The organism is Oligella sp. HMSC05A10, assembly GCF_001808335.1.
Lineage (GTDB): Bacteria > Pseudomonadota > Gammaproteobacteria > Burkholderiales > Burkholderiaceae_B > Oligella > Oligella urethralis.
On sequence record NZ_KV792844.1, the window covers coordinates 95,799 to 115,405 of the forward strand.

General features: G+C 47.0%; 21 protein-coding genes and 1 tRNA gene. 12 read left to right on the forward strand and 10 right to left on the reverse strand.

Annotated features, from left to right (window positions below):
- Nucleotides 1-82: 82 nt before the first annotated feature.
- From prmC to hemA, 3 genes are all read right to left on the reverse strand, one after another.
- On the reverse strand, nt 83-967 hold the full coding sequence (prmC, locus tag HMPREF3144_RS00435) for a peptide chain release factor N(5)-glutamine methyltransferase (protein ID WP_070475614.1): 885 nt from the start codon (nt 965-967) through the stop codon (nt 83-85).
- Nucleotides 960-2,039: a peptide chain release factor 1 gene (gene prfA / locus HMPREF3144_RS00440; RefSeq protein WP_036557984.1), complete on the reverse strand. Its 1,080-nt coding sequence runs from the start codon at nt 2,037-2,039 to the stop codon at nt 960-962. The genes prmC and prfA overlap by 8 nt, the downstream gene beginning before the upstream one ends.
- A 94-nt stretch (nt 2,040-2,133) precedes the next feature.
- Nucleotides 2,134-3,411, reverse strand: a complete 1,278-nt coding sequence (hemA, locus tag HMPREF3144_RS00445; RefSeq protein ID WP_070475617.1) for a glutamyl-tRNA reductase — start codon at nt 3,409-3,411, stop codon at nt 2,134-2,136.
- 330 nt (nt 3,412-3,741) lie between these two features.
- Between hemA and HMPREF3144_RS00450 the strand changes: the two genes are divergently transcribed.
- From HMPREF3144_RS00450 to HMPREF3144_RS00460, 3 genes are all read left to right on the forward strand, one after another.
- Nucleotides 3,742-3,817, forward strand: a tRNA-Phe gene (locus HMPREF3144_RS00450).
- A gap of 235 nt (nt 3,818-4,052) precedes the next feature.
- Nucleotides 4,053-4,514: a methyltransferase family protein gene (locus HMPREF3144_RS00455; RefSeq protein WP_070475620.1), complete on the forward strand. Its 462-nt coding sequence runs from the start codon at nt 4,053-4,055 to the stop codon at nt 4,512-4,514.
- Nucleotides 4,515-4,648: 134 nt separating this feature from the next.
- Complete coding sequence (locus tag HMPREF3144_RS00460) at nt 4,649-5,230, forward strand: hypothetical protein (protein WP_018025899.1); 582 nt, start codon at nt 4,649-4,651, stop codon at nt 5,228-5,230.
- Between the two features lie 74 nt (nt 5,231-5,304).
- On the opposite strand, the gene HMPREF3144_RS00465 is transcribed toward HMPREF3144_RS00460, so the two are convergent.
- Nucleotides 5,305-6,096 (reverse strand): copper resistance protein NlpE, encoded by a 792-nt coding sequence (locus HMPREF3144_RS00465; protein WP_070475624.1) that lies wholly within the window; start codon nt 6,094-6,096, stop codon nt 5,305-5,307.
- A 41-nt stretch (nt 6,097-6,137) separates the two neighbouring features.
- The gene (locus HMPREF3144_RS00470) at nt 6,138-6,686 is read right to left on the reverse strand and encodes a copper resistance protein NlpE (protein ID WP_070475627.1); all 549 of its coding nucleotides are present in this window, start codon (nt 6,684-6,686) and stop codon (nt 6,138-6,140) included.
- Between the two features lie 289 nt (nt 6,687-6,975).
- Here HMPREF3144_RS00470 and nhaA point away from each other — a divergent pair, with 289 nt between their 5' ends.
- Nucleotides 6,976-8,142: a Na+/H+ antiporter NhaA gene (nhaA, locus tag HMPREF3144_RS00475; RefSeq protein ID WP_070475630.1), complete on the forward strand. Its 1,167-nt coding sequence runs from the start codon at nt 6,976-6,978 to the stop codon at nt 8,140-8,142.
- 55 nt (nt 8,143-8,197) lie between these two features.
- On the opposite strand, the gene HMPREF3144_RS00480 is transcribed toward nhaA, so the two are convergent.
- Nucleotides 8,198-8,953, reverse strand: coding sequence for a YggS family pyridoxal phosphate-dependent enzyme (locus tag HMPREF3144_RS00480; protein WP_070475633.1), 756 nt, complete (start codon nt 8,951-8,953; stop codon nt 8,198-8,200).
- A gap of 17 nt (nt 8,954-8,970) precedes the next feature.
- Complete coding sequence (locus tag HMPREF3144_RS00485; protein ID WP_018025904.1) at nt 8,971-9,573, reverse strand: hypothetical protein; 603 nt, start codon at nt 9,571-9,573, stop codon at nt 8,971-8,973.
- 152 nt (nt 9,574-9,725) lie between these two features.
- On the opposite strand from HMPREF3144_RS00485, the gene HMPREF3144_RS00490 reads away from it, so the two are divergent.
- The 3 genes from HMPREF3144_RS00490 to chrA are packed head-to-tail and all read left to right on the forward strand — an operon-like array spanning nt 9,726 to nt 13,171.
- Complete coding sequence (locus tag HMPREF3144_RS00490) at nt 9,726-10,328, forward strand: cysteine dioxygenase family protein (RefSeq protein WP_070475636.1); 603 nt, start codon at nt 9,726-9,728, stop codon at nt 10,326-10,328.
- A gap of 9 nt (nt 10,329-10,337) precedes the next feature.
- On the forward strand, nt 10,338-11,978 hold the full coding sequence (locus HMPREF3144_RS00495) for a rhodanese-like domain-containing protein (RefSeq protein WP_070475639.1): 1,641 nt from the start codon (nt 10,338-10,340) through the stop codon (nt 11,976-11,978).
- A gap of 11 nt (nt 11,979-11,989) precedes the next feature.
- Entirely contained in the window at nt 11,990-13,171 is a 1,182-nt protein-coding gene (chrA, locus tag HMPREF3144_RS00500; RefSeq protein ID WP_070475642.1) for a chromate efflux transporter, read from the forward strand.
- A 14-nt stretch (nt 13,172-13,185) separates the two neighbouring features.
- Here the strand turns inward: chrA and HMPREF3144_RS00505 are convergent, their stop codons facing one another.
- Both HMPREF3144_RS00505 and HMPREF3144_RS00510 read right to left on the reverse strand, forming a co-directional pair.
- Nucleotides 13,186-14,088, reverse strand: coding sequence for a tetratricopeptide repeat protein (locus HMPREF3144_RS00505; RefSeq protein ID WP_070469417.1), 903 nt, complete (start codon nt 14,086-14,088; stop codon nt 13,186-13,188).
- Between the two features lie 73 nt (nt 14,089-14,161).
- Nucleotides 14,162-14,647, reverse strand: a complete 486-nt coding sequence (locus HMPREF3144_RS00510; RefSeq protein ID WP_018025909.1) for an aminoacyl-tRNA deacylase — start codon at nt 14,645-14,647, stop codon at nt 14,162-14,164.
- Between the two features lie 375 nt (nt 14,648-15,022).
- Between HMPREF3144_RS00510 and hpf the strand changes: the two genes are divergently transcribed.
- From hpf to HMPREF3144_RS00535, 5 genes are all read left to right on the forward strand, one after another.
- Complete coding sequence (hpf, locus tag HMPREF3144_RS00515; protein ID WP_036557958.1) at nt 15,023-15,346, forward strand: ribosome hibernation-promoting factor, HPF/YfiA family; 324 nt, start codon at nt 15,023-15,025, stop codon at nt 15,344-15,346.
- 190 nt (nt 15,347-15,536) lie between these two features.
- Nucleotides 15,537-15,986 (forward strand): PTS sugar transporter subunit IIA, encoded by a 450-nt coding sequence (locus HMPREF3144_RS00520; RefSeq protein WP_036557956.1) that lies wholly within the window; start codon nt 15,537-15,539, stop codon nt 15,984-15,986.
- A gap of 15 nt (nt 15,987-16,001) precedes the next feature.
- Nucleotides 16,002-16,931 (forward strand): HPr(Ser) kinase/phosphatase, encoded by a 930-nt coding sequence (gene hprK, locus HMPREF3144_RS00525; protein WP_070475645.1) that lies wholly within the window; start codon nt 16,002-16,004, stop codon nt 16,929-16,931.
- 4 nt (nt 16,932-16,935) lie between these two features.
- Complete coding sequence (gene rapZ / locus HMPREF3144_RS00530; protein WP_161797540.1) at nt 16,936-17,805, forward strand: RNase adapter RapZ; 870 nt, start codon at nt 16,936-16,938, stop codon at nt 17,803-17,805.
- Between the two features lie 4 nt (nt 17,806-17,809).
- Entirely contained in the window at nt 17,810-18,532 is a 723-nt protein-coding gene (locus HMPREF3144_RS00535; protein WP_070475648.1) for a septal ring lytic transglycosylase RlpA family protein, read from the forward strand.
- Between the two features lie 78 nt (nt 18,533-18,610).
- Here HMPREF3144_RS00535 and rsmI read toward each other — a convergent pair whose 3' ends face one another.
- The gene (gene rsmI, locus HMPREF3144_RS00540) at nt 18,611-19,558 is read right to left on the reverse strand and encodes a 16S rRNA (cytidine(1402)-2'-O)-methyltransferase (RefSeq protein WP_083290343.1); all 948 of its coding nucleotides are present in this window, start codon (nt 19,556-19,558) and stop codon (nt 18,611-18,613) included.
- Nucleotides 19,559-19,607 lie beyond the last annotated feature (49 nt).

Below are 19,607 nucleotides of genomic sequence, written 5' to 3' on the forward strand. Positions count from 1 at the left end.
TCTGGATACTAAACGCTTATTTTAGCTTAATTCGGGTCTTTACAACACGATACACCTGAACTTTATAGGGCTTGACCTAGGTTTAAGCGGCAGAATCCCAGAGTCCACCGCTAATTCTTTCGATACCCGCCAAATCTTGCAGGCTTTGCACCTGCTTAAAGCCTTGTTGAGTTAGTAACGACCTCACCGACGCCGCCTGCTCCCAACCATGCTCTAACCAAAGTGCGGTTGGCAGCGCTTGATTTGGCGCCGAGCTTTTTAAAAACCGCGGTGCCTCAGCCACTAAACGTTGGATCAAACGCAAACCATCGGCATTATCCGTTAAGGCCATTAGCGGCTCAAAACGCACATCACCCTGCTGCAAATGGGGATCGTCACGATCTATATAAGGCGGATTTGAGACGATTAAATCAAAGCCATTGTCTGAGGCGTTGAATGCCTCAAATAAATCACTTTGTAGCAGCTCAATATCAACCTGAAGCGTGCGTGCATTGTCCCGGGCTATGGCCAAGGCCTCCGCACTCAGATCCGACGCCCATACCTCAGCCTCTGGAAAATAATGCTTAATACTAATCGCGATAATGCCGCTGCCAGTACCAATATCCAAGACGCGCGGACGCTTTAGACCCTGAGCCTTTAATGCCTCTAAAAAGGCGATGACCTGTTCCACCAACAGCTCCGTTTCTGGGCGCGGTATCAGTACTGCGGGTGTGACTTTAAAACTTAAGCTCATAAACTCGCGCTGAGCAATTAGATAGGCTAAGGGCTCACCCACCAAACGACGCTCAAACAGCGCCTGCAACTGCGCTTTGTGCTCAGTACTCAGTATTTCATCATCATGACTGATAAACCAAGCGCGCGGCTTATCCAACACAAATTCCAACAGCATTCTGCGCTCTAACAATGGCAACTGCGGGAGCGCCAACACATCTCTAATACGATGACAATCCTGTAGACTCTTAGTCATGGCTTAAAGCAGCCAGCAATTCTGCTTGTCGCTCTGCCATTAAAGCACCGGTGAGCTCATCTAAAGAGCCGTCCATAATTTGCTGTAATTTATATAGGGTCAAGTTAATACGGTGATCTGTCACGCGCCCTTGTGGGTAGTTATAGGTACGTATACGCTCAGAGCGATCACCGCTACCGACTAAGCTTTTACGCTCAGCTGCTTCAGCCGCCTCTCTTTCCTGGCGTTGAATATCATTAATACGCGCCGCCAATACACTCATGGCTTGAGCCTTATTTTTGTGTTGGGAACGGTCATCCTGACATTCGGCAACAATACCGGTAGGGATATGGGTAATACGCACGGCCGAGTCGGTTTTATTGACGTGCTGACCACCTGCACCACTGGCACGGAAGGTATCAATACGCAAATCCGCTGGATTGAGCACCACTTCGGCTAATTCATCCGCTTCTGGCATAATGGCGACAGTACACGCCGAAGTATGCACACGTCCCTGCGACTCCGTTTCGGGCACACGCTGCACACGGTGCGCACCGGACTCATACTTCAAGCGACCATAAGCACCCTCACCATCAATTCTAGCGATCACCTCACGGTAACCACCTAATTCAGAAGGCGCCTCAGAAATCAACTCGACACGCCAGCCCTTTTCCTCCGCATAACGTGTATACATTCTTAATAAATCGCCAGAAAAAAGCGCACTCTCATCACCGCCAGTACCCGCACGAATTTCCAAAAACACGCTGCGACTGTCATCCGGATCTTTAGGCAACAGCTCAATCTGTAACTCGTCTTCAAGCGCTGTCAATTTCTCTTTTAGTAAATGATATTCCTCCTCACCCATTTCTTTGAGCTCGGGGTCTTTCATCATTTCTTGCGCCGCTGATAAATCCGCTTCGGCACCTTCATATTCATTAAAAAGCTGCACCACGGGATCGATTTCCGCACGCTCACGTGAGAGCTTGCGAAAATTATCCATATCATTCACAGCTTCAGGCTCAGATAACATCGCATCTAACTCGATTAAACGGTGAGACAGTTGCTCTAAGCGAGATCGCATTGAGTCTTTCATAATTAAAATTCTATCTAGGAAGAAGGTTGAAATATAGGGTAAAAACACTCGCCTACGCAGTACCGGCGAGCAAAGCAGATAACAAGGAGCCTAGCTAATGCTGCTCTGACTCAAAGGGAAACAACTGCGGCACGATATTTAGTAGCTCTTGACGCTGCACACCCTCGGAACGGTTAAGCTGCGACATCGGCGCATGCAGATACTTCTGCGTGAGATTGCGCGCTAAGTACTCAAGCACCGCTTCGGGATCCTCACCTCTAGCCAACAGTCGACGAGCCTTTGCCAGCTCCGCTTGACGTAAGCTCTCAGCATGCTGGTTTAAGCCCTGAATCACCGGCACAACTAGACGGCGTGATTCCATCCATTGCATAAAATTCAAGACGCGGGCATCAATAATGGCCTCGGCCTGCCCAACTGCACGCTGACGCGAATCCTGACCCATTTGTACGTAGCGGCCTAAGTCATCAACCGTGTATAAGTAAATATTATCCAGCTGAGCGACCTCCGGCTCCACATCACGTGGCACCGCTAAATCAACCATCACAACGGGCTTTGAACGACGCTTGCGACTAAGCTTTTGTACCATACCCAAGCCTAAAATAGGTAGGGTGGAGGCGGTACAGGTCACGACCACATCAAATTTATGTAACTGCTCTGGCAACTCAGACAACTTCATGGTGCCACCATTAAAACGGGAGGCTAGTAGCTGTCCACGCTCAGGCGTACGGTTAGCCACGGTGATGGAGCGAGGATTAGCACCAGAAAAATGTGCGGCACAAAGCTCAATCATCTCACCGGCACCGATAAACAGCACATCGCTATTTTTGAGATCTCCAAAAACCCGCTCTGATAAGCGCACCGCCGCTGCCGCAAATGAAATCGACTGCGCCCCGATGGCGGTATTGGTACGCACCTCTTTAGCGACCGAAAAGGTACGTTGAAACAACTGATGCAGCGTAGAGCCAAGGGTACCTGCCTCATCTGCTGTACGTACTGCAGTTTTTAATTGACCGAGGATTTGCGCCTCACCCAAAACCATCGAGTCCAAGCCACTGGCCACGCGAAACGCATGACGCACCGCCTTATCCTGATCCAATTGGTAAATATAGGGTCTTAACTCATCGTCTTTTAATGAGTTAAACTCGGCCAACCAAGCAGGGATGTCAGCCGCAATCGATTGATCGGCGGCACAGTAAATCTCGGTGCGATTACAGGTTGAGAGAATAGCCGCTTCTTTGACCGAATTACCAAAAATCGAACGCAAACCATGTAAGGCCGGTAATACAACATCACCAGCCATCGACACTCGCTCCCGAATATCAACCGGGGCAGAGTGATGGTTAACGCCAAATGTTAAAACATCGGTGGACATATCGACTCAAAACTAGATAATAAAAACTAAGACGCACGCCAGACTGCACCGGTTAAGCCCTTAATTCGCAAAGAAAAAAACTATCGATAATTCTTATTTATAAGGCTATATTATATGCCCCTTAGCTATTTTTCACAAACTGAAATGATTGATTGCGACTTTCTATTTGCGATCTTGGCAACGCGTGGTAAAAACTCAGCCGCAACTCAAACAAGCGCTGTCAAAAAACAACAACTCAGCAGGCTTTAGATCATTAATTGAGTATTTTTAATCAATTTTCAATAAAGTCTTCACATTTACCCAATCTTTGTATATAATAAATTTTTTGTTGGCCAGGTAGCTCAGTCGGTAGAGCAGAGGATTGAAAATCCTTGTGTCGGCGGTTCGATTCCGCCCCAGGCCACCAGAGATTCTTTAAACTCGCTAGCTTTAAGGCTTAGCGAGTTTTTTATTGCCATAATGCTACAATCGCCCCCTACAGTGACACACAGCTCAAATACCAGCATAACTCACGCTCACTTTCATCAAGCGCTTTTCCTCGCTACTGCAGTTCACGCCACTACTGTGCTAAGCTGAATCATAACACCTACCTACACACACCACCTAAGCCAAGGCCGTCACAAGCCCAGCAACTATCGCCTATGAAAGCTTTAGAACTCCTGCTACCACCACCCCTTATCGCCTTTTTAAGCGCACTACTTATGTACTTTGTGGCCAAACTATTCCCCATCATTCATATCACTTGGCAAGCAAAGTTAATCATTAGCACTTTACTGATGCTGCTTGCTTTAGCTATCGGTCTAAGTGCCATTATCGCTTTTGTTCGTCACAAAACCACAGCCAATCCAAAACGCCCGAGTGCGAGCACTAAATTGGTTATGACAGGTATTTATCGTTATAGTCGTAATCCCATGTATCTAGCCATATTATGTTTACTTTTAGCGTGGGCCGTGTATTTACAAAGCCTATTTGCAAGCATCGGGATTATCTTCTACTTGCTCTATATAACGCGATTTCAGATTATGCCTGAAGAGCGTGTGTTAGGAAGCAAATTTAAGGCTGAGTTTAGCGCCTATAAACAGCAGGTACGGCGTTGGTTATAACCCCTTGAATTAGTTCCAAACCACCCCATCTCTAAAAAAGGAGCCCCAACATCGCCTGCTTGATAGCAAGAAGCTGCCTAGTGCAGTATGATTGAGTATTCAAGCACTCTCAACACATTCCAAAGCGTATTTATATGTCCAAATTCACCAAGCTCGTCCAATCAACCGTAGCGCGAAGTCGTCAATCAACGCCGCTAGATAAAGAAAAGCTCTCCATTGAGGAATTACAGCTACTTAGAATCCGCGACGAATGCTATGAAATGGTTAATACCAGCTCATTCTTTTCAGGTGCGGTGGCGGCGGTACCGATCCCCGGCATGGATATCGCCACAGACGTCAGTATTTTGATGAAGCTACTGCCCAAAATTAATAAGAAATTCGGTTTATCCGCTGAGCAAGTAGAAGCCTTAGACCCGCAATTAAAGCAAATAACCTTAATTGCCATTACCAAAATCGGCACCAGCTTAATCGGCAAATACATTACGCGCGAAGCGGTGGTTAAATCCGTGACTACCGCTGGTGCTAAAATTGCCGCTACCAGCACAGCCAAAACCGGCTTTAAATTTGTGCCCTTTTTAGGCCCTGTCCTATCTGGTGGCATTAGTTATGCAGCGATGCGGATTGTTGGCCGAGCCCATGTCAATGATTGCTATCAAGTCGCCCTTGAAGTGCTGCAGCAAAAACAAAAGCTCGCTAACTTAGACACGACGAAGTAACTCATCAAACATAAGAAAAGCGCCGTTTCTCACATGAGAATGGCGCTTTTTAAGTTGACTTAAGCTGCTATATGCTACATTGTCGGACAAAAGGTCTCGGCCACTTGCAAGAACACACTCTCCTCGCTGTTGCTGCCTAGCTTCCAACCACCCTTAACCATTTGGGGCACATCAACAATACGCTCACCCAGGGCATCGGCTTCTGGGTAATAGCCAGCATCCTTAAAGCTCACATGCTGCTTGGCACAATCAATCATCACTTCACCCTTGACCGACTTGAAACCACCGTTTTGCGGTTCTTTAAAGTTTAATAAACCACTAAAAAACACATGATTATCCTCAACCCGAATGCTTTGTAAAGGCAAAATCAATTGCTGTGAGCTGGCTCGATACTCAGCCTGTTTACTCAATTGATAATCGGGCATCAAATTACCCTGGGCATCTAGATAAACGGCCAGACCCTCAGCAAACTGCATCCGCAACTTAGCGCCTTTTGCACCTTTATAACCGTTAAAAGTCAACACACGTGTCGCTTCATCCCAGCTTAAGGAACCTTTATTGACTGAGACCTTGTGAGGTGATTCCAGTTCAGCCTCACGCATTAAATAGGTACCATCAGTGTTAAAAATAAGATCCACCTCAATACCAGCGCAATGACCGCAGGGAATCACGCCACTCCATCGTCCATCCCAATCCACGACATGTGGGGTAGGATCAGCATTTGCTTGAGCTTCAGTGCTTGCATCGGCAACCGCCTCTTTGACACTCATCTCTTCAGCTTGCGGCTGAGCTTCTTTGGTCGCTTGAGCGCAGGCTGAGGATAAGGCAGCCACCACACCAACTAAAGCAAATGCTAACTTTTTCATAAAGAACTTCCTAGGAAACGGATTAATATGTTAAGAACTAATTACTGCGCTCTTTTTAACACATAATCAGCGCGTGCGTTACCTTCGGCGTCAATATATAGTAATTGACCGTCTTTTAATAACAAGTGACGGCTTTCATTATCAGCAGTTGTTAAGGTAAGCACACCGTTAGTCGCGGTATAACTCGCCGTACCACTGGTACTAAATTCACCATCAGCCGATTCTCGATAGCTCTCGTTCATAGTAAAGGTACCGTCAGCATTAAGCGTTAGCTTAACATCAATGCCAGGGCAAGATGCACAAGGTACGGTACCAACCCATAGACCCTGAGCTTCTTGAGCCAAAGGTGCTGCCGCTTGGTTTGGTGCTTGATTTGGCGTTTGGTTTGGCGCAACTTCAGTCACGGTCACTTTCTCATCAATACGCGCTTCACCCTCTGCAACTGGGGTGGCAGTCACCACACTCTCCGTAATACGGATTTCGGCATTACTGTTTAAACTATCGGTGGCAGCGACATCCGCAGCCGTTTGAGCATAAGCACTAGTCGCTAAGGCCACGGAAGTACCTAAAATAAATGCTAATTTCTTCATCTTCTTACTCCTTAATAAGTTGAAAATAAGCGAATAAAAAATCGTTTAATCTTTAACAAGATGCCTCTCATCTTAGCCTGTTACAAAGCCAAAGATCATTAAATTTCGTTTTAAAAAGTAAGTAAATATCCTTTAAATCGATACAATTTCAGCCACATCATTGACTAATCAATTGTTTTAAAAGGCTTAATCATGCAGCTTTCAGTAGCTTACAAAAATCTGAATAGATGGTAGAATAAAACCCTTTTAGCAAAAAAACCAAACCGCTTTTAAACGGTCTTATCATCTTATGACGCAACATACTCAACGCTTTACTGCAAAAATTCTTAATAGCCCACAAGCGGCCGGCGTAATTTTGATCCTGGCCTCAATTATCGGCGTCGTCTTTGCTAACTCCGCTCTGGCCAATGGCTATTTTGCTTTCTTAGAAGCCAAATTCCTCAATCTATCCATACTGCATTGGATTAATGATGCCTTGATGGCTATCTTCTTTTTACTGGTTGGGTTAGAGGTTAAACGAGAACTTTTAATAGGCGACTTAGGTACCCGTCAAAAGCGCATTCTTCCTTTTGCAGCCGCCTTTGCTGGGGTTACGCTACCGGCACTGATTTATCTCTATTTTAATTGGAACGAACCGCTAACCGCCCCCGGTTGGGCTTCACCTGCCGCCACAGACATTGCCTTTGCACTCGGTATCTTGGCCTTGGTGGGTAGTCGCGTGCCCATCTCATTAAAAATCTTTTTAATGGCCTTGGCCGTGATTGATGATTTAATTGTGATCGTCATTATCGGCCTATTCTATACTCAACAATTACAAATCATTTATTTATTCATTGCGCTAGTGGTTACCGCGATGCTGGCGACCTTGAATCTTAAAAACCACCAGCGCAGCCTACCCTATTTAGTATTAGGCTTATTACTCTGGTGGTTAATTCTTAATTCAGGTATTCACGCTACCCTAGCCGGAGTTATCTTGGCCTTTACCATTCCCGTTAGCGAGCCAGATAAGGCACGCTCACAGCATGATGCCGAGCCCTTGTTATTACGCTGGGAACATGCCTTATCTAACTGGGTCTCCTTTTTAATTATTCCTATTTTCGGCTTTGCTAATGCCGGCGTCTCCTTCGGCGCCTTCTCTTATGAACAGCTATTTCATCCGGTGGTCTTAGGTATTACACTGGGACTTTTTGTAGGTAAGCAACTCGGTATCTTTGCGACAGTTTTTTTGATGATCAAAAGCGGCTTTGCGCCTAAACCGCATGGCGCTACTTGGTTACAGCTTTATGGTGTGTCAACGCTTTGCGGTATTGGCTTTACCATGAGTCTATTTATTGGCATGCTTGCCTTTGTTGAGGCTGAGCACCAAGACCTCGCCAAAATCGGTGTCTTTATCGGCTCAATTCTCTCAGCCGTGATAGGGTTTTGTATTTTAAGATTCGCACCGACTAAGTCCTAAGCGAAGCGATAGATATCAAAAGCCGCCATGGTGTGGCGGCTTTTGACTTAAGGGCTTAACGAGCTCGGTCTTCAGGCCAGAAATGTGCTAATTCATTCGGAATATCACGTGAGCCGAAAATCATTTGCCCTACTCGGATATCGGTCGCCCCCTCCTCGATGGCAATTTCAAAGTCCCCCGACATACCCATCGACAAACGACGCACCGTGGGATGCTTTAACTGTGCCTGGTCACGCAACTGCCTTAGGGTACGGAAGCATTGGCGCACTTCCTCCTCATTTTTACTATTCATAGCCAAAGTCATTAAACCAACCACCCGCAAATGGCTAAAGGCTGCGCACTCATCAATAAAATCCAAGGTCTCTGCCACCGGCAGACCATACTTACTCTGCTCCAAGCTTGTATTAACCTGCACGTAGACTGGCAGCACCCGCCCTGCCTCTACCATAAAGCGGTTGAGACGTGCAGCGAGGCGCAAAGAATCCAAGGCATGAAACTCACTCACATAATCGGCTAGAAAACGTGCCTTATTACTTTGTAAATGACCGATTAAAATCAACTCCAAATCCGCATACGCACCATCCTGCTTAAGTGCCTCGTACTTATCAACCAGCTCCTGCACCTTGTTTTCGCCTACTTGCTTATAACCATTCGCATAAGCCACTTCAATGGCTGTTGGCGCAAACTCCTTAGTCACAGGGATCACGCGCAGCTCGTCCGGACTACGACCAACGCGTTCGCAGGCTACCGCAATACGCTGGGCTAATAATTCGAAATTTTCTTTGATTTTCTCAGGGGCAAACAGCGCCATATCAGTCAATGACCTCCTTATTTATTTAATAAATACTCCGGCAGAATCTGCTCCGGGGTCAAGCGTGGGCGATCGGCTGGGAGCTCACGCAAGGGTTGCACGCGCACCAAACTTGCTTTGCTGCGTCTGGCTAAGCGCTGATACTTGTGTGTACCTAAGATCTTATGCCGCAAGTCCTCGTCACTTAATTGCTTAATGATTTTGGCAGGGGCACCTGCCACTAGACTGTACTCAGGAATCATCATGCCCTTTTTCACAAAGGCCATGGCGCCAATGATACTATTTGCGCCAACCGAGACCTCATCCATCACCACCGCATTCATACCGACTAAGACATTACGCCCGATCACGCAACCATGCAGTACCGCACCGTGCCCAATATGACCATCCTCCTCAACAATGGTGTCTTGACGCCCATCCCCATGAACTACGCAGGTGTCCTGGATATTTGAACCCTCTTTCATCACGATACGACCGAAATCACCACGCAAACTCGCCATCGGCCCCACATACACCCCAGGACCAATAATCACATCACCAATAATCACTGCCGTCGGGTGGACAAAGGCACTTTCATGAATGACCGGAACAATCCCATCAATCGCATAAATATGATCCATCACTTCCTCCTCTATATTTAACAAATATCATAGCTTAAAACGCCACCTAATCTTTCTAATTACTAAATCATCACTTGAGAAAAGCCATAGCTCCGGCGCTATGCTATCTGCTACACTTAGCGTTAATTAAAACGACTAGTAGGAGACTGTAGATGAGTGATAGTAAGTATTTAACGGCCGCAGAGACGGCACTCAAAGAAGCCGCCATACAAACGCTCTTTGAGCAAACCGCAGTCTACATGCAAGATGGCGTCACTCGCCAAAGCCTTAATCAAGTGATGCATGCCTTGATTGAACTGGCCTCACATCAACATTGGTGGAATCTAGCTCAGTATGAAGTACCCAATGACGAAAGCCTGCAAAACCGCTACTTAATTCACCAAGCATCGGATGATGGCTTTACCCTCTATCTTAATGTGATGAAACCGGGCAAAAAAATCGTTCCCCACGATCACACCACGTGGGCCTGTATTGCTGGCGTAGTTGGCACCGAGAAGAATTTTGTCTATGAGCGTCTTGATGACGGCTCGGTCCCAGGTAAAGCCACCTTAGCGCTGAGTGAGACCGTGTTAGTTGGACCGGGTAGCGGCATTGCTTTATTAGCCGATGATATTCATGCCGTTAAGATTGAGGATACGGTGATTCGCCATCTGCACTTTTACGGTCGTCCCTTGGAGCGACTGACTGCTCGCAAAGCCTTTAATCTCGACGATAATACTTACACTAGTAAAGACCTTGGTGTCACCTCACGTTAATCTAGCAAGATGAAAAAAATAAGTGCTTCAAGCTTAAAAAAACTACTCCGCTCCGGTCAGGAAATAGCACTGCTGGATGTGCGTGAACATGGACAATATGGGGCCTGTCATTTATTTTTTGCAGTTTCTATTCCCTACAGTCTATTAGAATATCGGGTAAGGGAATTAGTCCCCAATCTACATACCCCGATTGTCTTCTATACCAATGCGCAACAACACCAACTCATGCAGCAAGTCAGTGAGCGCTTAAAGAGCCTAGCTTATGACAATGTGACTGTCTTAGAGGGTGGCATTGAGGCTTGGCAAGAGGCTGGCTACAACACCTTTGCTGGGGTTAATTTGCCCAGCAAAACCTTTGGTGAATTAGCAGAGCTGACGTACCGCACACCTCACCTAAGCGCTCAGCAACTGCATGCCCTAATGAATGATCCGAGTGCCAAGCTATTAATTCTCGATGGACGACCGCTGGCAGAGTACCAAAAAATGAATATTCCTGGCGCCATCTGTTGCCCTAACGGTGAATTGGCTTTGCGGGCGACGCAAATGGTGGCCGATGAAAGTACCACCATCGTGATTAATTGCGCCGGTAGAACACGCAGCATTATTGGCGCTCAAAGCCTGATTAATTTTGGCATTAAGAATCCCGTTTATGCCCTAGAAAATGGCACCCAAGGCTGGTATTTAGAGGATTTCAAGCTGGAACACGGCGCAACTCGACAGTATCCTGAAGCCATTGATAGCTCCCTCCAAAGCGCTTTGCAAGTCAAAGGACAGGCACTACAACAGCGCTTCGAACTGCCAACCATCACGCTTGAAGATTTGATAAATTTACTGGCATCAGAGCAAGGCACGACCTATGTGTGCGATATTCGCACCCAAGAGGAGTTTAAGCGTGCTGCTTGGCCAAGCATCGTTCGTCACACACCTGGCGGTCAGTTAATCCAAGCCACGGATGAATTTATCGGGGTCAGAAATGCCAACCTCGTCTTAATTGATACCGACGGTATTCGTGCCCCTGTCGTTGCTTCATGGTTAAAGCAACTCGGTTGGTCAGTCTATTTGCTGCCGCTCAGCGAGGGCACTAAGGACTTGAGCAAACGACTCCCCGAACGGCCTAGCGTTGAACTTGTTTTAAGACACAGCACTGAGATAGCAGCCGAGGCTCTAGAGGATTTTATCCAGCAACACGCCGATTTGCTAATTGCCGACACACGCAACAGCATGGATTTCAAAAAGCAGCATTTAAACAACGCCATCTGGCTCAATCGTAGCCATTTGCTGCATCAACATGAACTGCTACAACCCCTATTCAATGCGCCTAAATCCCAAGCCATTCTCTTAATGGGTGATAATCAGGCTAAAAATAGACTGTTAGCGGCCGATCTGGCGCATTTAGGCTTTAAGCATATCTATTTAGTCCAGATTGAGCCAAATTTTTTTGCTAATACTAATCATGCACTGAGCCAAGACGACGCGCTACTGAGTGAAGCGGATTGCATCGACTATTTGTTTTTCTTGCATGATAGACATCAGTACAATAAGGCCGCCGCAAGGCAATACCTTAAATGGGAAACCGACCTTATATCTAAAACTGATGAAGATGAAAAGGCCGTCTTTAACTTTAGCTACGTAAAACCTCATAGCAATTAAAGGAGTCGACTGTGTCTACCAACAGCCCCTGGTCCGTGTTTCTTATTTTCTTACGCCTAGGGCTAACCTCCTTTGGTGGTCCGGTTGCTCATCTAGGTTATTTTCGTGATGAACTGATCGTCAGAAGACGCTGGATGACAGAGCAACAATACGCTGACTTAATTGCTTTATGTCATTTTTTACCCGGCCCCTCCAGCAGTCAAGTGGGTATGGGCTTGGGTATTTCGCAAGCCGGCTATGCCGGTGCCTTTGCTGCCTGGCTGGGCTTTACCATGCCCTCGGCGCTGTTGCTTATACTGATTGCTTACGCCATCAATGGCGAGAGCGCTCTGCTCCCGCCCTCAGTCTTACATGGTTTAGCCATTGTGGCCGTGGCTGTCATTAGCCAAGCGGTGTGGGGCATGGGGCGCAGTCTCTGCCCAGACAAATCGCGTTTTACCCTGATGATCGCCGCCACCTGCTATTTACTGCTATTTCCATCGACTTGGGGTCAGATCCTGGTCATGCTATTGGCAGCCCTCATTGGCGTAGTGTGCTTTAAGCCAGAAACGCAAAGGCAAGATGCCGAGCTCAAAAGTCCAATGTCAAAACGTCACGGACTCCTGTTTTTAAGCCTCTTTTTCATACTTTTATTACTACTGCCACTGGCCGCAAAACTATTCCCCAACCAGGCGCTGATACTGTTTGACGCCTTTTATCGCGCCGGCTCCTTGGTCTTTGGCGGCGGGCATGTCATGTTGCCTTTATTACAGGCCGAAACCGTACCCTCCGGTCTAGTCAGCGCAGAGGCCTTTATGGCAGGGTATGGTGCAACACAAGCCGTGCCAGGCCCTTTATTTACCTTTGCCGCCTTTTTAGGAGCTTCAATGCATACGGCTTACGCTCCCTTTATCACCGGAATGCTTTGCTTATTAGCCATTTTCTTACCCTCCTTTTTATTAGTGTTGGGCGCCTTGCCTTTTTGGGAGAGTTTACGGCGCTTAGGCCCTATTCGTGCCGCCTTAATGGGTGTCAATGCGGCGGTAGTCGGTCTGTTATTGGCGGCGCTTTATCGTCATGCTTGGCTAGATGCGATCGACTCCAGTCAAGATTTTGCACTTGCTTTAATTGCGCTCTGTGCGCTTATGATTTGGCAACTACCGCCTTGGTTGGTAGTGATTGGCGGTAGTCTCATTGCCTGGTTACTCTATTAACAATTAAAGCGTCTCTACTTTGCTGTTTTCACCAAAGCACAGGCCGCTTGCTCACCCAATTCACAGGCCTTAAGAAAATAGCCCTGCGCTGTTGCCGCATCAGCGACTGTGCCTAAGCCCTGTTGATACATTTGCCCAAGGCGATAATTAGCGCCGGCGTGATCTTGGGCCGCTGCCTCAGCATACAGCGTCAACGCCGCCGCATCATCACGTGGCAACTTAAGCCCTTCAAAGTACAGCGTCGCTAAGTGATACTGTGCTTCTACAAAACCAAGCGAAGCCGCATTTTTATACCAGCGCAAGGCGTTTTGCAGATTCACTGCAACACCCAGTCCCTGCTCATAAATGGTCGCCAGATTATAAATCGCCCGCGGATAACCACGCGCTGCCGCCGCACGAATCAACTCGCGACCCTTGGCATAATCCTGCTGCACACCCCGCCCCTGCATATACAGCATACCTAAGCCATTTTGGGCAATGGGATCCTCACGCTCAGCAGCATGACCATACCATTGAAAGGCTTTTTCATAATTGATGGTGGTGCCACGCCCCTCTTCATACATTTGCGCTAAAAAAGTCTGCGCCTCGGTTAAACCAGCCTCTGCCGATAATTTAAACCAACGAAAAGCCTCTGCTTGATTAATGGCGGTACCTAAACCATTTTGATAAATCACGCCCAATAATCCTTGCGCCTCCGCATCACCTGCCGCAGCAGCCTGCAATAGCCACTTATGGGCTTCACTATAATTGCGCTCGGACGCATTGCCATTAAGTAAACGCGCCCCCAATTGCCTTTGCGCAACCACTTCGCCAGACTCGGCACGCTCATATAAAGCATCACTACCTTTTGAACCAGAACTAAAGGAGATAAAATAAAAAGCGGCAACGCAGACAAAAATTAAGATAAAAAATCGCATAGTAATCGCTTATCTGATGGAGCTACCATTCTAACAAATGCCGCAAGTCTCGCATGAGATGACTAAAGGCGATTTACTTTGTCGCCTCAATCGGCTTAACACCGATTTGCAGTAATGCCTCAGGCGTGATTTTTAGGCTAAGGCCGCGACGACCGCCATTAATAAATAGGCTGTCCATCTCAAAAATACTACGTTCAGCATAAATCGGAAGCTTCGCCTTAATCCCAAAGGGTGAGGTGCCGCCAAACTCATAGCCGGTCCATTTGTGAGCCAACTCATAGGAGGCAGGCACAATGTTTTTAACACCGAATAGCTTTCTTAAGGTTTTAGTATCAATGGTTTGATCACCGTGTTGTAAGACCATGTAGCCCTTATGCTTCTCATCGCTCAGCACAATACTTTTAATCACCTGATGCGTGGGCACCCCCAAAAACGATGCCATAAACTCTGCCGTACCTTCAATCTCGCCCTGACACTCAAATACCTCATAAGGTATTTTTTGACGATCTAAAAATAAGGTTGCGGGTGTTTTGATGGTGTTTTTCTTAGCGTGTTTCATGGTGATGCTCAGCCTTTGTCTTAACAGCCGGATAATCAGCAAACCAGCTGGAAGAGTATATGGTCAGATGACGATTGGTATGTAAGTCATCACTATAGCCTAAAATAGTGCTTTATTGCCTATATGCTAATACCATCTTAAGGTGAAGAGTAAATAATCGCATCGCCGCTATGATACTAAGACTGGTGATTATGCGAAAAAGAACTGAAGCTTACAACACTAGGCCACAAAACGGTCTTTTGCGCAGCGATATGCAGCCACTTCCACCTATTCTATACATAATCCTGAAAATGTCTATCCGTAATTTGCCATCTTGTTTTTAACTGGCAACATGCTAGAGTAGAAGTTCATGACGATATATTAAGAGAGGTCCCTATGAGTTCTGCTAATTTATCTATTAACGCCCATCGTTTGGAATTAACCCCTGCCATCAGAGAGTATGTGCTTAAGCGCTTAGACCGTGTCTTACGTCACACCGAGGGCGCGACGGCTGCGATTGTTAACCTCTCGGTGGAGCCGCTTAAGCATTGCGCTGATATTACGGTACGAGTACCCGGCAAAGAGCTATTTTGCGAATCCGTTGCCGATGATTTATACGCTGCGATTGATGCCTTGGCAGACAAGGCCGACCGTATGGTGCTAAAGCACAAGGGTAAGCAGCATGACCGCTCACATTCAGCTCGCCGCGCGGCTGTCTAAGGGTCTACAGTCTTAAGATATTAGGTAGCATGGCCGATTAAACCACCGATTTAATCGGCTTTCTTGAATTATATTTGCCACTAGCATATCATCAACTTTAAAGTATTTACCTGGCTTGATGCTAGTTTTTGATTCTTGACATGATTTTTGGTTATGATAGAAGCCTCTCATTGAGGAAATTAACTCACCTATGAACCATTTTGCTAATATTTTAAGCGTCAACAACATCCTTTTGGATATCAATGTCACTAGCAAAAAGCGTGCTTTTGAACAGGCAGCGCTACTCTTTGAAAACACTCAAGGCATCCCTCGTGCCACCGTCTTTGATAGTCTTTTTTCCAGAGAAAGACTCGGTTCGACGGCACTAGGTCATGGTGTGGCCGTGCCCCACGGGCGCATCCCTAATTTGACCAAGCCAGCGGCTGCTTTTATGCGCCTGAGCAACCCAATCCCTTTTGATGCACCGGACAATCAAAATGTTGGCATCATGGTGATTTTGCTCGTGCCTGAAAACGCCACCCAAGAGCATTTGGAAATTTTAGCCTCACTTGCCAAAACGCTTTCTAATGCAGAGACGAGAGAGCAGTTACTCAGTTTGGATGATCCTGAGGCCATCTACGATTTATTCACTCAGCAATAGGTACTAGACAGCGTTATGGTTACTATCCGGGATCTGATCAACGAGCATAAAGACAGCTTAAAATTATCTTGGATAGCCAACGAGGAGCATGGTGACAGAGCCATCACTGATGAAGCACTCTCCTCCGCCGACCTAGTGGGTCATTTAAACATGGTTCATCCCGACCGCATTCAAGTGTTTGGGATCGAAGAGGTGACTTTTTATATTCGCCTACCAAAGCCTACTCAAAATCGCTTACTCAAAGAGCTGAAAACACATGATGTGCCCTGCATTATTATTGCCGAGGGGCTTGAGGTACCCACCTCCTTACATCGTTTTTGTAGCAAACAAGGGGTCCCACTCTTAAGCAGTCCAGCCGAAGCCGCCTACTTAATTGAGGTGATACGGATTTATCTAAGTCGTTATTTTGCACCCAAAACGACCGTTCATGGTGTTTTTATGGACGTGCTGGGCTTAGGTGTATTAATTACCGGTGAATCTGGACTGGGTAAAAGTGAACTTGCCCTGGAGCTAATATCACGCGGACATGGCTTAGTGGCTGATGATATCGTCGAATTTACACGTCCTTCACCACATGTGATCGAGGGTCGCTGCAACCCCCTCTTACAAAATCTCTTAGAAGTGCGTGGTATCGGTCTGCTGGATATTAAAACCATCTTCGGTGAAACCTCCGTTCGGCGCAAGATGAATTTAAAGTTGATTGTGCATTTAGTGAAGTCGCACGGTGAAGATTTCGAGCGCTTACCATTCCAAGATCAAAGCGAAGACATTTTAGGCGTACCCACACTGCGTGTTAAACTGGCCGTACTGGCCGGACGTAACTTAGCGGTATTGGTTGAAGCCGCTGTGCGTAACACCATTTTAAAACTGCGAGGCATTGATACCCTAGCCGAATTTATGAAGCGCCAATCCTTAGCCATACAGGAAAGCTCAAACAATGAATGACGAGATAACTCCCTTAGTTGTTATCACCGGTATCTCAGGTTCAGGCAAAAGTGTTGCCTTAAATCAATTAGAGGACCTAGGCTACTACTGTGTCGATAATTTACCCATCCAATTACTGCATGATTTTGTGGCAACCACGCGTGAAGCCGAGATTAAAAAGGTCGCCGTCGCCATTGACATCAGAACACCGGGGGATATTGGGGACTTACCAAATATTATCACCGCCCTACGGAGTCAGGGCACGCCGATACTTACTATTTTTCTAGAAGCAAATGATCAGACGATTCTACAGCGCTATTCCGAATCGCGGCGGCGTCATCCCTTAACTGAGCGACTCAGCCTTGCCGGTCACGCAGCACCTTCTTTGGAGGAATGCGTGCGCTACGAAAGAAAGTATTTAGCACCGCTTAAGTTGCAAGAACACAACATTGACACTTCAAACTTAAAGCCTGCGCAACTTCGTGCATGGATAAAGGAGCTCGTCGGGATCGATACGAGCAATATCCTCTTAACCTTTGAGTCATTCGCCTTTAAGATTGGCGTACCAACTAGTGCTGATTTAGTTTTTGATGTAAGATGTCTACCTAATCCTTATTACGACCGTGAACTGCGTCCCTTGACTGGTCGTGATGAGCCCGTAGCATTATGGTTAGCACAATTTGATATTGTGCACGAATTAATTAGCGATATTGCCAATTACATTCAGAAGTGGCTACCCTATTATCAACAAGACACACGCAGTTATCTCACCGTAGCCATTGGATGTACTGGCGGTCAGCATCGCTCGGTTTATGTAGTAGAGCAACTGGCTAAATTATTCTCCGACCATAAGCCGCTACGCGTCAGGCATCGAGCCCAGACGCCCAACCAGTAAGCATATGAGTATTAAAAAGTCATTATTAACGGTGTTAAGTGCCGGTGGTTTAATCCTCGCAGCTAATTCTGCCTCCGCCGCCCTGCAGCAAAACACCTCAATAACTGAGATCGTCGATGGCTCAAGCAGCGCCAAGACTGAGTCTTTCCGTATCACTGTGCATGGTATTTTCCCAGAGAGCGAGTACGAACGCCTCTTTAATGGCACCTTGGAAAATGCACCCACCTATAGTGAAGAGAGACTAAAAGAGGCTGTTAGTCCGCTAGCGGAGGATAAAGCGACCACTGATTTAGACACTGAGCCAGCTTTACGCGCTAAAAGCCAAAAGGGTTTAGCAACTGAGCACTTACGCGCCAAACGTGGTAAATCCTACGTTGTTAAGGGTCGACGCTATACACCTTTTGCCTCTATCTCTGAATTTACCGAGACAGGTGAAGCCTCATGGTATGGTCCTGGCTTCCATGGCCGCAAAACGGCTAATGGCGAGCTTTATAATCAGCACAGCTTAACTGCTGCACACAAGGAGCTACCGCTAAATAGCGTCGTTCGTGTGACGCATGAGGTCACCGGTAAAAGCGTTGTTGTACGCATTAATGATCGCGGTCCTTTTCATGACAACCGCATCATTGACGTATCCTACGCTGCTGCCAAAGCACTTGGCATGGTTCAAAAAGGCAAGGCCCAAGTAAAAATCGAGCTTTTACCCAAGGGTAAACCGACGCTCTAAGACCTAGCGCTGATGGTAGGTAAAATCGTTTAAGCCAACAAGGCAATATAGATAGGCAGCTGTCATTTTTACAGCTGCTTATTTGTCTTTTAGCGCTAGCGCTGCTTGGTAGGCTTCGTCTCTGGCTACACCCATGGTTTTGTGCAGGATTTTTGCGCTGTCACGCACAGAGATCCCATGGGCTAACAACTCCTTTAATAAAGGTTCATAGTCCTGCTTAGCTTGTGCCTGTGTCGCCGCTTCAAGCACCAATACAAATTCGCCCTTTTCTCGTTGAGGATCCTCGCTTAGCCAATTAACAAGCTCAACTATCGGTAACACCGCAATTTCTTCAAAGCGCTTGGTTAATTCACGCCCCACCATAATTCGCCGCGTCGGTTCCTCAGCCGCAAGAGCTACTAAGGCTTTAAAACAATCTTTAAGACGATGCGGTGCTTCATACATGATCACGGCCATTGGCTGAGCTAACCAATATTGAAGCCAGGCCTGGCGTGCACCTTTTTTGCTCGGAACAAAACCTGCAAAAGCAAAGGCAGGCTGCTCATCACTACTAAATCCACTGGCCATCAATGCAGTAATCACCGCAGAAGGTCCAGGTATAGCACACACGCGATAACCTGCCGCATGCACCTTAGCCACAATTTTACCGCCCGGATCGCTCACCGCTGGGGCCCCGGCATCAGACACCAGCGCCACCCGTTGACCCGCAGCCAACCGTTCAATCAGCTTATCAGCCACACCCGCCTCATTATGCTGATGCGCGGCAATTAAAGGCTTATGAATGGAGTAAGCATTTAATAAGACTTGGGTCGCACGGGTATCTTCACACGCAATCACATCCGCCAATTGCAAAGCGTAAAGCGCACGTTGCGAGATATCGCTTAAATTACCAATGGGTGTTGCGACCACATACAACGTGGCGCTAGGCCAATGCTGAGCCTGCACACGCGCCTGTATGGATGCGTTAATCAATTCCTGCGCCACCGTATCGACTGTGGATGGATAAACTTGCCCGTCTTTCGTCATTTTTTGCTTTCCCCTATCTAAGATGAAGATTTTAACCGCTAGTTCTGCT